General features: G+C 61.4%; 11 protein-coding genes. 7 read left to right on the top strand and 4 right to left on the bottom strand.

Translation table 11 applies throughout. The annotated features are described in order from the left end of the window. Positions 1-3 precede the first annotated feature (3 nt). From BMZ46_RS01380 to BMZ46_RS01365, 4 genes are all read right to left on the bottom strand, one after another. Positions 4-852, bottom strand: a complete 849-nt coding sequence (locus BMZ46_RS01380; RefSeq protein ID WP_074688429.1) for a cache domain-containing protein — start codon at positions 850-852, stop codon at positions 4-6. Positions 853-974: 122 nt separating this feature from the next. Beyond that, positions 975-1,850, bottom strand: a complete 876-nt coding sequence (locus BMZ46_RS01375; protein WP_074688431.1) for an ATPase — start codon at positions 1,848-1,850, stop codon at positions 975-977. Positions 1,851-1,966: 116 nt separating this feature from the next. Further along, the gene (locus BMZ46_RS01370) at positions 1,967-2,959 is read right to left on the bottom strand and encodes an NAD-dependent epimerase/dehydratase family protein (protein ID WP_039765898.1); all 993 of its coding nucleotides are present in this window, start codon (positions 2,957-2,959) and stop codon (positions 1,967-1,969) included. Positions 2,960-3,067: 108 nt separating this feature from the next. Then, the gene (locus BMZ46_RS01365; protein WP_074688434.1) at positions 3,068-3,955 is read right to left on the bottom strand and encodes a LysR family transcriptional regulator ArgP; all 888 of its coding nucleotides are present in this window, start codon (positions 3,953-3,955) and stop codon (positions 3,068-3,070) included. A 96-nt stretch (positions 3,956-4,051) separates the two neighbouring features. Here BMZ46_RS01365 and BMZ46_RS01360 point away from each other — a divergent pair, with 96 nt between their 5' ends. From BMZ46_RS01360 to BMZ46_RS01325, 7 genes are all read left to right on the top strand, one after another. Further along, positions 4,052-4,453, top strand: coding sequence for an ACT domain-containing protein (locus tag BMZ46_RS01360; RefSeq protein ID WP_074688436.1), 402 nt, complete (start codon positions 4,052-4,054; stop codon positions 4,451-4,453). A gap of 5 nt (positions 4,454-4,458) precedes the next feature. Then, positions 4,459-5,061: a LysE/ArgO family amino acid transporter gene (locus BMZ46_RS01355; RefSeq protein WP_074688438.1), complete on the top strand. Its 603-nt coding sequence runs from the start codon at positions 4,459-4,461 to the stop codon at positions 5,059-5,061. 176 nt (positions 5,062-5,237) lie between these two features. Then, entirely contained in the window at positions 5,238-5,834 is a 597-nt protein-coding gene (locus tag BMZ46_RS01350) for a superoxide dismutase (protein ID WP_003227660.1), read from the top strand. Between the two features lie 354 nt (positions 5,835-6,188). Beyond that, positions 6,189-8,240: a putative bifunctional diguanylate cyclase/phosphodiesterase gene (locus BMZ46_RS01345; RefSeq protein ID WP_039765890.1), complete on the top strand. Its 2,052-nt coding sequence runs from the start codon at positions 6,189-6,191 to the stop codon at positions 8,238-8,240. Between the two features lie 195 nt (positions 8,241-8,435). Beyond that, positions 8,436-9,782, top strand: coding sequence for an imelysin family protein (locus tag BMZ46_RS01340; RefSeq protein ID WP_074688440.1), 1,347 nt, complete (start codon positions 8,436-8,438; stop codon positions 9,780-9,782). 277 nt (positions 9,783-10,059) lie between these two features. Beyond that, positions 10,060-11,487 carry a di-heme oxidoreductase family protein gene (locus BMZ46_RS01330; protein WP_074688443.1) on the top strand — a complete coding sequence of 476 codons (1,428 nt, stop codon included), beginning with the start codon at positions 10,060-10,062 and terminating at the stop codon, positions 11,485-11,487. A gap of 26 nt (positions 11,488-11,513) precedes the next feature. Further along, complete coding sequence (locus BMZ46_RS01325) at positions 11,514-12,578, top strand: imelysin family protein (protein WP_074688445.1); 1,065 nt, start codon at positions 11,514-11,516, stop codon at positions 12,576-12,578. Positions 12,579-12,592: the final 14 nt, after the last annotated feature.

The raw sequence follows: 12,592 nt of genomic DNA, 5'->3' as shown, positions 1-12,592 counted from the left end.
CAATCAAGCACTGTAATAACCGACCGCCACCAGCATGTTCCCGACCTTCTTCAGGTAGGCATGTTTGTTCTCGACCTTGCCGGTCACCGGGTTTTTCCAGCGGTACTCGTACTCGCCCTCATCCTGTTTGCCGATCAGCGCCAGAATCGGTTCGCCCACCGGTTTGCCTTCGGGATCGTCGACCTTGGCGAAATCGGTGTTGATCAACCGCAGATTGGTGCCGTGGGCGACGTAGCGGTGGTTGTCGAGATTGACCACGAACACATACAGGTCGTCCTGCAGGTAACCGCCCTTGAGCGAGTTGATCGCGGACAGCGTGCCCTTCTCATCCTTGGTCAAATCGGTAGCAGCCTTGTCGAGCAACGCTTTTGCCTGTTCCGCCGACGCGCGCGGCAGGTAATAACCCACCGCCAGAATCCGCTGACCGACGCGTTGATAGTAAACGTGCTTGCGCTCGACCTTGCCGTCGGACCAGTTCTGCCAGCGGTATTCGGCCTGCTGGATGCCGTTGCCTTCCGGCACTTTCAAGGCGTCCTTGAAGGACTTCTGCAAGTCCGGCCCGAGCACTTCGCTGACGTCGCGCCCGATCAACGCCGATGACGGCCCACCGCTGGCGAGCATCACGCCCCTGGTATCGACCACGAACACATAGCGATCCTTGTCGACGAATTCGCCCTGACGGCTGAACGCCGCAAACGCCTTGTCGCCGTTGTCGTGGTAATAGGCCAGAGCCTTTTCCAGCAAGGCGATGGCGGCCTTGCTGTCGTCTTTTTCCGTGGTGGCCGCATTGGCCTGACCGAAACTCAACAGCAGCACCGCGCCGAGCCAGGCCAGCTTGTGCACAAACCCCATGACGCATCCCTCGTTCTTGTTGGTGTTTCAAGAGCGTAGACGGCCTGAAGGCATGTATGGATATTCAGAAAGCTTCTGAATGTTGCTGTGGCGAGGGCGCGCGCCCTCGCCACACAAGAGGCTTACGGACGCGCGTTGAGTTGCTGTTGCAGGTTCTGGATCTGCGCTTGCAGGGTGTTGATGTTGCGGGTCATCTGCGCGCGGAACGCGTCGAACTCGGCAGTGTTGGTGCCACCCTGCGCAGCAGCCGGACGGTTGTCCTGCTCGCTCTTGAGGATGACGATTTCCTGCTCCAGACGGTCGATGGCGGCGCTCGGATTGCCTTGTTTTTTCAAGGCCGTGATGTCGGCACCGAGGCTCCTGAACTGCGCATCGAACCCCTTCACCTGGGCATCGAAGTTCTTGAGCTGGGCGTCGACCTTGCTGGTGTCGGCCGGGGTGCTTTTCAGCGTGGCCAGTTCGGCGCTCAGGGCTTTGACCTGTGCCTGCAACTGGGTGTTGGCGTTCTGCTGTTCGGTGGTCTGGGCGGTCATCTGCGCCAGGCGCTTGTCCAGGTCCGTCGCCTGCCCGGCCACGCCCTGCTGCTGTTTGCTCTGATCCTGAAGCGCGCTTTGCAGCTGTTTGATCTGCAGCTTCAGGGCTTCGCTGTCGGTGGTGACGTTGGTCTGGCTGGCCACGACCTTGCCGGAAATGTCCTGCAGACGCCCCGCCGCTTCCTCACTGATGCGCGCGAAACTTTCCTGGGTCGCCACCAGTTGCTGCTCCATCAGCGAAATCTGCTGGAAGCTCCACCAGGCCAGACCAATGAATGCGAAGAACAGCGCGCCAACCAGTGCCCATAACGGCCCGGTGCTGGCGGCCTTGACCTTGACCACCGGCGGCGTGCGCGAATGCACGGTGGTGCGGGCGGTGACCGGAAAATCGTCGTCATCGAGGGTATCGGCGCGCAGGCTCGGTACATCGTCGAAATCGTCGTGGGCATCGTTACGCATGGACATTGAGGCAACCTTTGTGAAACGCGGTGATGGCAGATTGGCGCGAAGTATAAACCCCGCGGCCGCTGGGGTTGACCCTCAAGCCGTAGCGCGGTTCAGTGCCGGCCGGCAGATTCGTATCAACGAATGTCCTGAGCCTTCCACCAGCCACAGAACTCATCGAGGGCCGTCCACAGACTGACTTTCGGATCGTAGTCCAGATAATGCCGGGCGCGACTGATGTCGAGGGTGAAATTTTTGTTCATCACCTGCATGCCCAGGCGCGACAGGGTCGGCTCGGGACGCCCGGGCCAGAGCTTGCACACGCCTTCGTTGAGCGCCGCCACGCTGTAGGCCAGACCGTAGGAACGGTACTTGGTGACCTGCGGGACTTCCATCTTGCGCATCACGTAATTGACCACATCCCACAGCGGCACCGGGGCGCCGTTGCTGATGTTGTAGGCCTTGCCCAGCGCGGAAGCGTCGGCCAGCAGGCTGCTGAGCAACGCTTCGTTGAGGTTGTGCACGCTGGTGAAGTCGACCTTGTTCAGACCATTGCCGATGATTGCCAGACGGCCCTTGCGCTGCATGTTCAGCAAGCGCGGGAAGATGCTCATGTCACCGGCGCCGGTGACGAAACGCGGTCGCAGGGCGAGGGTTTCGAGGCCGAATTCCTGGGCGCCGAAGACCTTTTGCTCGGCCAGGTATTTGGTCGCGGCGTAGTGATGCTTGAAGCGCTTGGGCACTTGCTCTTCGGTCAGGCCGAGATGGTCGCGACCGTCAAAGTAGATCGAGGGCGACGACAGATGCACCAGCCGCCGAACCCTCTGCTTCAGGCAGGCTTCGACCACGTTTTCGGTGACTTGCACGTTGCCCTGATGGAAGTCCTGATAGCGGCCCCAAAGGCCGACCGCGCCGGCGCAATGCACCACGGCTTCGACGTCATTGCACAATTCCCGCACCAGATCCGGATCGCTCAGATCGCCTTGAACGAACTCGGCACCGCGACGCACCAGATGCTCGACACCCTCGGCCCGGCGACCGTTGACCCGCACGTCCAGGCCCTGCTCCAGGGCGAAACGCGCAAAGCGTCCGCCGATGAAGCCGCTTGCGCCGGTGACCAGAATTTTCATGTAGAGCTCCAACAAAACCAGCTGCAAGCTTCGAGCTTCGAGCTGCAAGGTAAAAACAGTACGCAAGCGCTTTACTTGCCGCTTGCAGCTTGACGCTCACAACTGCTTTCAGGCCACCAGCCATTGCGCCGACGAGCGCACCAATTGCTCGGTCAACAGCCCGAGCAACTGACCGCCATTGCGCCAATGATGCCAGTACAAGGGCACGTCGATCGGTTTATCTGGCAACAGTTCGCGCAGCACGCCGCGCTCCAGTTGCTCGCGCACTTGCAATTCCGGCACCAGCCCCCAGCCGAGCCCGGCTTCGGTCAGGCGAATAAAACCTTCGGACGACGGGCAAAGGTGATGTTCGAAACCGCCATCGACGCCGAGGGACGCGAGGTATCGATGCTGGAGAAAATCGTCCGGGCCGAAGACCAATGCGGGGGTGCGCGGCAATTGTTCGGCCCGCACGCCGTCGGGAAAATGCCGCTTGATGAACGCCGGGCTGGCCAGCGCCCGATAGCGCATCGCTCCGAGCAACACACTGCGCGCGCCTGCAACCGGACGCTCACTGGCGCACAGGCAACCGGCCACTTCACCGGCGCGCATGCGTTTGAGGCCGACGGTCTGGTCTTCGACGATCAGATCGAGCAATAGATGTTGTTCGGCGCAGAAGTCGCCCACCGCCTCGGCCCACCAGGTGGCGAGGCTGTCGGCATTCAGCGCGATGCGCAGACGCTCCGGCAGGCCTTCTTCGTCCAGCGCCGGCACCAGCGTCTGCAAATCTCGCTCAAGCAGACGTACCTGCTGCACATGGTTGAGCAGGCGCCGACCGATCTCGGTCGGCGACGGCGGTGTGCCACGCACCAAAACCGGCTGGCCGACCCGCGCTTCCAGCAGTTTGATCCGCTGGGAAATCGCCGATTGCGAAAGGCCCAGCACCTGCGCCGCCCGTTCGAATCCGGCCTGCTCGACCACGGCGGCCAGAGCGGAAAGCAATTTGTAGTCAAACATCAGTTTTCCTAATGAGCGATCAGCACTATTGGTTTTTCTTATACAGCGTCAACCGGGAGAATAGCCAGCAAGCACTCTTTATCAAGGATCACCCCCATGGCTGGCGAAACCTCGTTGACCACCCTGCTGCGGAGCATGAGCCCGCAGCTCAATGCCGGCGAATTCGTGTTCTGCACCTTGTCCGACGGCGAGTTGCCGAGCGGCCTGGAAGTCGTAGGCAGTTTCCGTGAACAGGAAGGCCTGACGGTGATTCTCGAACGCTCCCACGCCGAGCGCGCCGGGTTCAGCTTCGACTATGTCGCGGCGTGGATCACGCTGAACGTGCATTCGGCACTGGAAGCCGTCGGCCTGACCGCCGCCTTCGCCACCGCACTGGGCAAGGCCGGGATCAACTGCAACGTGATTGCCGGCTACTACCACGACCATTTGTTCGTCGGTCAGGCCGACGCCGAACGTGCCATGCAAGTGCTGCGCGATCTCGCAGCCAACGCGGAGTAATCGTCATGTGGCAAAGCTATACCAACGGTTTGCTGGTGGCGTTCGGGCTGATCATGGCGATCGGTACACAGAATGCCTTTGTCCTGGCGCAGAGCCTGCGGCGTGAACATCACCTGCCGGTCGCCGCGCTGTGCGTCGCCTGTGATGCGTTGCTGGTGGCGGCCGGTGTGTTCGGTCTGGCCACGGTGCTGGCGCAGAACCCGACGTTGCTGGCGGTCGCCCGCTGGGGCGGCGCGGTGTTTCTGATCTGGTACGGCAGCCAGGCGTTGCGCAGGGTGTTTTCGAAACAGAGCCTGCAACAGGGTGAAAACCAGACCGTACGTTCGCTGCGGGCGGTGATGCTCAGCGCACTGGCGGTGACCTTGCTCAACCCGCACGTCTATCTCGACACCGTTCTGCTGATCGGTTCTCTCGGCGCACAACAGTCGGTGCCCGGCGCCTATGTCGTGGGCGCAGCAAGTGCTTCGCTGCTGTGGTTCTTCACCCTGGCGTTCGGTGCGGCATGGCTCGCCCCGTGGCTGGCACGGCCGAGTACGTGGCGGATTCTCGATCTGTTGGTGGCGATGATGATGTTCACGGTGGCGGGGCAATTGATATTGGCTTCATGATTTATTCCAAACAGCTCTGGAACCTCTATCCCACACAGTTGTTGCGTGGTTAAGCCGCACCCCCGGTGCTATGATCCGAACCCTGCGCCGCAAAGAGTAAAAACTCGCCGGTGCATTTCTGGCCGCCCGTGATCGGCCTTGCGCTCACCGCAACAGACCTGATTAGGAGAATCATCATGGCTTTCGAATTGCCGCCGCTGCCTTACGCACACGATGCCCTGCAGCCGCACATTTCCAAGGAAACCCTGGAATTCCACCACGACAAGCACCACAACACCTACGTCGTGAACCTGAACAACCTGGTGCCAGGCACCGAGTTCGAAGGCAAGACCCTGGAAGAAATCGTCAAGACTTCCTCGGGCGGCATCTTCAACAACGCCGCTCAGGTCTGGAACCACACCTTCTACTGGAACTGCCTGGCGCCAAACGCCGGCGGTCAACCAACCGGCGCACTGGCTGAAGCCATCAACGCGGCTTTCGGTTCGTTCGACAAGTTCAAGGAAGAGTTCAGCAAAACCTCAATCGGCACCTTCGGTTCCGGCTGGGGCTGGCTGGTGAAAAAGGCTGACGGTTCCCTGGCCCTGGCCAGCACCATCGGCGCCGGCAACCCGCTGACCAGCGGCGACACCCCGCTGCTGACCTGCGACGTCTGGGAACACGCTTACTACATCGACTACCGTAACCTGCGTCCAAAATACGTCGAGGCGTTCTGGAACCTGGTCAACTGGAAGTTCGTGGCCGAGCAGTTCGAAGGCAAGACCTTCACCGCTTAAGCTGCACGCCAGACAAAAACCCGGCTTTGCCGGGTTTTTTTATACCTGCGGGAATAATCGTGAGTGCGTTGCATCACAAACAAGGCTTTTTCCCACACATGAAGCAGCCCTTCTCGCCTTGCTCCCAAGCCACGGCGAACTAACATCAAAAGAGGAAAAATTGTCCGACGTCCCTCAAGTTGGAGACCGAAACTACCGACACAGTACAACCAGGGCAAATACTCCAAACAGCAGCATATCGGCCAAGGCCACGGACAAATTTTCCGCGGCTCGATTGTCCCTTTGACTGCCAACACGGGATTGCCAATACTCATGGCAACTTGACGCTACCCGCACGGAACAAGGAATAACCCTTTGAAGCTGGAACTCAAGAACAGCTTGTCGGTGAAGTTGCTCCGGGTCGTGCTCCTGTCGGCATTGATCGTCGGCGTGGTCTTGAGCTGCGCGCAGATCGTGTTCGATGCCTATAAAACGCGTCAGGCCGTCGCCGGCGACGCCGAACGCATCCTCGACATGTTCCGCGATCCCTCCACCCAGGCGGTCTACAGCCTGGACCGGGAGATGGGCATGCAGGTGATCGAAGGCCTGTTCCAGGACGACGCCGTGCGTCAGGCCTCCATCGGCCACCCCAACGAAGCGATGCTCGCGCAAAAGTCGCGTGAGCTGCAGCAATCCAACAGCCGCTGGCTGACCGACCTGATCCTCGGCCAGGAACGCACGTTCACCACCCAACTGGTGGGGCGCGGGCCGTACAGCGAATATTACGGCGACCTGAGCATCACCCTCGACACGGCCACCTACGGTCAGGGTTTCATTGTCAGTTCGGTGATCATCTTCATTTCCGGTGTGTTGCGCGCCCTGGCCATGGGCCTGGTGCTGTATCTGGTCTATCACTGGCTGCTGACCAAACCGCTGTCGCGGATCATCGAACACCTCACCGAGATCAACCCGGACCGCCCCAGCGAACACAAGATTCCGCAGCTCAAGGGTCACGAAAAAAACGAACTGGGGATCTGGATCAACACCGCCAACCAGCTACTCGAATCCATCGAACGCAATACCCACCTGCGCCATGAAGCGGAAAACAGCCTGCTGCGCATGGCCCAGTACGATTTCCTCACCGGCCTGCCGAATCGCCAGCAATTGCAGCAGCAGCTGGACAAGATTCTGGTGGATGCCGGCAAGCTGCAACGGCGGGTCGCCGTCCTTTGCGTAGGTCTGGACGATTTCAAAGGCATCAACGAACAATTCAGCTACCAGACCGGTGACCAGTTGCTGCTGGCCCTCGCCGACCGGCTTCGCGCCCACAGCGGTCGCCTCGGCGCCCTCGCCCGTCTCGGTGGCGACCAGTTCGCGCTGGTGCAGGCCGATATCGAACAGCCTTACGAAGCGGCGGAGCTGGCGCAAAGCATCCTCGATGACCTGGAAGCGCCGTTCGCCCTCGATCATCAGGAAATCCGCCTGCGCGCGACCATCGGCATCACCCTGTTCCCGGAAGACGGCGACAGCACCGAGAAGCTGCTGCAGAAAGCCGAGCAGACCATGACCCTGGCCAAGACCCGCTCGCGCAATCGCTATCAGTTCTATATCGCCAGCGTCGACAGCGAGATGCGCCGCCGTCGCGAGCTGGAAAAAGACCTGCGCGACGCGCTGTTACGCGACCAGTTCTACCTCGTCTATCAGCCGCAGATCAGCTACCGCGATCATCGCGTGGTCGGGGTCGAGGCATTGATCCGCTGGCAACATCCGGAACACGGTCTGGTGCCGCCGGACCTGTTCATCCCGCTGGCCGAGCAGAACGGCACCATCATCGCCATCGGCGAATGGGTGCTGGATCAGGCCTGCAAGCAACTGCGCGACTGGCACGATCAGGGCTTCGTCGACCTGCGCATGGCAGTCAACCTGTCCACCGTGCAACTGCACCACGCCGAGCTGCCACGGGTGGTCAACAACCTGCTGCAGATGTACCGCCTGCCGCCACGCAGCCTGGAGCTGGAAGTCACCGAAACCGGCCTGATGGAAGACATCAGCACCGCCGCGCAGCACCTGCTGAGCCTGCGCCGCTCCGGCGCACTGATCGCTATCGACGACTTCGGCACCGGCTATTCTTCGCTGAGTTATCTCAAGAGTCTGCCGCTGGACAAGATCAAGATTGACAAGAGCTTCGTTCAGGACCTGCTGGATGACGACGATGATGCGACCATCGTTCGCGCCATCATCCAACTGGGCAAGAGCCTGGGCATGCAGGTGATCGCCGAGGGCGTGGAAACCGCCGAACAGGAAACCTACATCATTTCCGAAGGCTGCCACGAAGGTCAGGGCTACCACTACAGCAAACCGCTGCCGGCGCGCGAGTTGGGCATTTATCTCAAGCAGGCCCAGCGCAGCAACGCGGCCATCCTTTGAAACGTGCCTGCCAGGCCCGACGCAACCCGGGTTCTGCCGGGCATCAACCTCGCTGTTGATCCAGCGCAGACCCCGCGCAAATAAGAAATATTTCCAGCTACAACCCTTTACACATAATGCGAAAGATTTGCATTATGTCGCAGTTTTGCGCCCCCCCGCGCCTGTCCACTCAATCACCGAAGCAGGATGTTCGCCATGATTCGTATGCCTCTGGCTACCGCCAGTCTGCTGGCCATCGCTATTTCCCTCGCCGGTTGCGGCGAAGGTAAAGACAAAGAAAAGGCCGCCGCTCCTGCGCCGACTCCGGCTGCCAGCACCGCTGCACCGGCTGCGCCTGCTGCTGCCGGTAAAGTCGACGAGGCCGCCGGCAAAGCCGTTGTCTCGCACTATGCCGACATGGTCTTCGCCGTTTACAGCGATGCCGAATCCACCGCGAAAACCCTGCAAACCGCCATCGACGCATTCCTCGCCAAGCCGAACGCCGACACCCTGAAAGCCGCCAAGGCTGCCTGGGTCGCCGCCCGCGTTCCTTACCTGCAGAGCGAAGTGTTCCGCTTCGGCAACACCATCATCGACGACTGGGAAGGTCAGGTGAACGCCTGGCCTCTGGACGAAGGCCTGATCGACTACGTCGACAAATCCTACGAGCATGCACTGGGCAACCCGGGCGCCACCGCCAACATCATCGCCAACACCGAAGTACAGGTCGGCGAAGACAAGGTCGACGTCAAGGACATTACCCCGGAAAAACTCGCCAGCCTGAACGAGCTGGGCGGTTCTGAAGCCAACGTTGCCACCGGCTACCACGCCATCGAATTCCTGCTCTGGGGCCAGGACCTGAACGGCACCGGCCCTGGCGCCGGCAACCGTCCACCGTCGGACTACCTGGAAGGCAAAGACGCCACCGGCGGTCACAACGACCGTCGTCGTGCCTACCTGAAAGCCGTGACCCAGCTGCTGGTCAGCGACCTGGAAGAAATGGTCGCCAACTGGAAGCCGAACGTGGCCGATAACTACCGCGCCACCCTGGAAGCCGAACCGGCTGAAAGCGGCCTGCGCAAAATGCTGTTCGGCATGGGCAGCCTGTCCTTGGGCGAACTGGCTGGCGAGCGCATGAAGGTGTCCCTGGAAGCGAACTCCCCGGAAGACGAACAGGATTGCTTCAGCGACAACACCCACAACTCGCACTTCTACGATGCCAAGGGCATTCGCAACGTTTACCTGGGCGAGTACACCCGCGTCGACGGCACCAAACTGACCGGCGCCAGCCTGTCGTCGCTGGTGGCCAAGGTCGACCCGGCTGCCGACACCGCGCTGAAAGCCGATCTGGCCGCCACCGAAGCCAGGATTCAGGTCATGGTCGATCACGCCAACAAGGGTGAGCACTACGACCAGTTGATCGCGGCCGGCAACACCGCCGGCAACCAGATCGTCCGCGACGCCATCGCTTCGCTGGTCAAGCAGACCGGTTCGATCGAAGCCGCTGCCGGCAAGCTCGGCATCAGCGACCTGAACCCGGACAACGCCGATCACGAGTTCTGATCACAGCGTCCGCGTTAAAAAAGGCGACCTTCGGGTCGCCTTTTTTCGCTGATCGTTCCCACGCTCTGCGTGGGAACGCAGCCCGGGACGCTCTGCGTCCCAAATCAAAAGCCGAACGCAGAGCGTCCGTTGAGGCATTCCCACGCAGAGCGTGGGAACGATCAAAGTTTTGTGAACCTCCTGCCCTGCATCAAGCAAACGATAATTCCTCTTATTCAATCCCCCTCGCCCTGTTAGACTTTGCGCCTTTAAATTCGCCCCTCTTGCAGGAAGTCTGATGCCCTCGCTGCCTCTTCGCTTGTCCGCACTGTTTCTGGCCCTGGGCCTGAGTGCCTGCGATGACGCCCCGCGTTTCACCAAGGCCGAGCCGGGTGAGGCCCGTTCCGGCGGTGCGGCGACCGTGCGCAAGAGCGATCAGAACGCGTTTTCCCTGCCGTCGGCCAATCTGCCGCCATCGCGCCGGGTGGACTTCAGCGTCGGCAACAGCTTCTTTCGCAGCCCGTGGGTTATCGCACCGTCGACTACCACCGCCCGCGATGGCCTCGGCCCGCTGTTCAACACCAACGCCTGCCAGAACTGCCACATCAAGGACGGCCGCGGCCATCCGCCGACGCCGGATGCGGCCAATGCGGTGTCGATGCTGGTGCGCCTGTCGATTCCCGATGCACCGGCCTATGCCAAGGTCATCGAGCAAGTGGGCGTGGTGCCCGAGCCGGTCTACGGTGGCCAGTTCCAGGACATGGCCGTCCCCGGTGTCGCGCCGGAAGGCAAGGTGCGGGTCGATTACACGCCAGTGCCGGTCCGCTTCAAGGACGGCACCGAGGTCGAGCTGCGTAAACCGGTCCTGCAGATCACCCAGCTCGGCTACGGCCCGATGCACCCGGACACACGTTTCTCGGCCCGCGTTGCGCCGCAGATGATCGGTCTCGGCCTGCTCGAAGCGATCCCGGAAGAAGCGATCCTCGCCAACGCCGCCGCACAGGCCAAAGAGAACAACGGCATCAACGGCCGGCCAAACCGGGTCTGGGACGATGAGCAGCAAAAGACCGTCATGGGCCGATTTGGCTGGAAAGCCGGCCAACCGAACCTCAATCAACAAAATGTTCACGCGTTTTCTGGTGATATGGGCCTCACGACCAGCCTGAGACCGTTTGATGACTGCACTGACGCGCAAACCGCCTGCAAACAGGCGCCGAACGGCAACGGCCCGGACGGCGAACCTGAAGTCAGCGACAACATCCTGCGCCTGGTGCTGTTCTACAGCCGCAACCTCGCCGTTCCCGCCCGCCGTGGCGTCAACGATGCGCAAGTGCTGGCCGGCAAGAATCTGTTTTTCCAGGCGGGTTGCCAGTCCTGTCACACGCCGAAATACACCACCGCCGCCAACGCAGCCGAACCTGAACTGGCCCATCAAGTGATTCGTCCGTACAGCGATCTGCTGCTCCATGACATGGGCGAAGGCCTGGCGGACAACCGTACCGAATTCCAGGCCTCCGGCCGCGACTGGCGCACCCCGCCGCTGTGGGGCATCGGCCTGACGCAAACGGTCAGCGGCCACACCCAGTTTCTGCATGACGGCCGCGCCCGCAACCTGCTCGAAGCCGTGCTCTGGCACGGCGGCGAAGCGAAAGCGGCGCAGCAACAGGTTTTGTCTTTCAACGCCGAGCAGCGTGCCGCGCTGCTGGCGTTCTTGAACTCACTTTAAACACTTGAACGAATCGGGAGCCCGACATGTTCCGTCCCAAGCTGTTGTTCACCAGCCTTGCCGCACTGGCCCTCGGCGCGTGCTCGCCGCAGGATCCGCAAGCCGTCACCTCGGCGGCCATCGCCAAATCGGTGATCCTGCCGACCTACACCCGCTGGGTCGAAGCCGACAAGCAACTGGCCGTCAGTGCCCTCGCCTACTGCCAGGGCAAAGAGTCGCTGGACACCGCCCGCGCCGACTTCCTGCACGCGCAGAAAGCCTGGGCCGAGCTGCAACCGCTGCTGATCGGCCCGCTGGCCGAGGGCAACCGTTCCTGGCAGGTGCAGTTCTGGCCGGACAAGAAAAACCTGGTCGGCCGTCAGGTCGAGCAATTGGTTACCGCGCAGCCGCAGATCGACGCCGCCGCACTGGCCAAGTCCAGCGTCGTGGTTCAAGGCCTGTCCGCTTACGAGTACATCCTGTTCGACGCCAAACCTGACGTCGCCAACGACGCGCAGAAAGCCAAATACTGCCCACTGCTGGTGGCCATCGGCGAGCGTCAGAAACAACTGGCCGAAGAGATCCTCAGCAGCTGGAACAACACCGACGGCATGCTCGCGCAGATGAGCAAGTTCCCCAACCAGCGCTACGCCGACTCCCACGAAGCGATCGCCGATCTGCTGCGGGTACAGGTCACCGCTCTCGACACCCTGAAGAAAAAACTTGGCACGCCGATGGGTCGCCAGAGCAAGGGCGTGCCTCAGCCGTTCCAGGCTGACGCATGGCGCAGCCAGTCGTCCATGGAGGCGCTGGAAGCCAGCCTCGCAGCGGCCAAAACCGTCTGGGAAGGCGTCGACAACAAAGGCCTGCGCGGCCTGCTGCCGGCTGAGCAAAAGCCGCTGGCGGACAAGATCGATGCAGCCTACGCGGCGTCGCTCAAACTGTTCGGCAGTACCCAGCGCTCGCTGACCGAAATGCTTAACGATGACGCCGGTCGCCAGCAGCTCAACGACATCTACGACAGCCTCAACGTCGTCCACCGCCTGCACGAAGGCGAGCTGGCCAAGGCGCTGGGCATCCAACTGGGCTTCAACGCCAACGACGGTGACTGATGAGGGCACGTGCC

This window comes from Pseudomonas sp. NFIX49 (genome assembly GCF_900115915.1).
In the GTDB taxonomy this organism is placed as follows: domain Bacteria; phylum Pseudomonadota; class Gammaproteobacteria; order Pseudomonadales; family Pseudomonadaceae; genus Aquipseudomonas; species Aquipseudomonas pharyngis.
The sequence above is the reverse complement of the archived record's forward strand: the minus strand, read 5'-3'. Positions and strand labels throughout refer to the sequence as shown.

Coding starts and splice junctions, on each gene's coding strand:
- BMZ46_RS01380 (WP_074688429.1), bottom strand. CDS start 852: ATGGGGTTTGTGCACAAGCTGGCCTGGCTCGGCGCGGTGCTGCTGTTG.
- BMZ46_RS01350 (WP_003227660.1), top strand. CDS start 5,238: ATGGCTTTCGAATTGCCGCCGCTGCCTTACGCACACGATGCCCTGCAG.
- BMZ46_RS01340 (WP_074688440.1), top strand. CDS start 8,436: ATGATTCGTATGCCTCTGGCTACCGCCAGTCTGCTGGCCATCGCTATT.
- BMZ46_RS01360 (WP_074688436.1), top strand. CDS start 4,052: ATGGCTGGCGAAACCTCGTTGACCACCCTGCTGCGGAGCATGAGCCCG.
- BMZ46_RS01375 (WP_074688431.1), bottom strand. CDS start 1,850: ATGTCCATGCGTAACGATGCCCACGACGATTTCGACGATGTACCGAGC.
- BMZ46_RS01365 (WP_074688434.1), bottom strand. CDS start 3,955: ATGTTTGACTACAAATTGCTTTCCGCTCTGGCCGCCGTGGTCGAGCAG.
- BMZ46_RS01325 (WP_074688445.1), top strand. CDS start 11,514: ATGTTCCGTCCCAAGCTGTTGTTCACCAGCCTTGCCGCACTGGCCCTC.
- BMZ46_RS01330 (WP_074688443.1), top strand. CDS start 10,060: ATGCCCTCGCTGCCTCTTCGCTTGTCCGCACTGTTTCTGGCCCTGGGC.
- BMZ46_RS01370 (WP_039765898.1), bottom strand. CDS start 2,959: ATGAAAATTCTGGTCACCGGCGCAAGCGGCTTCATCGGCGGACGCTTT.
- BMZ46_RS01355 (WP_074688438.1), top strand. CDS start 4,459: ATGTGGCAAAGCTATACCAACGGTTTGCTGGTGGCGTTCGGGCTGATC.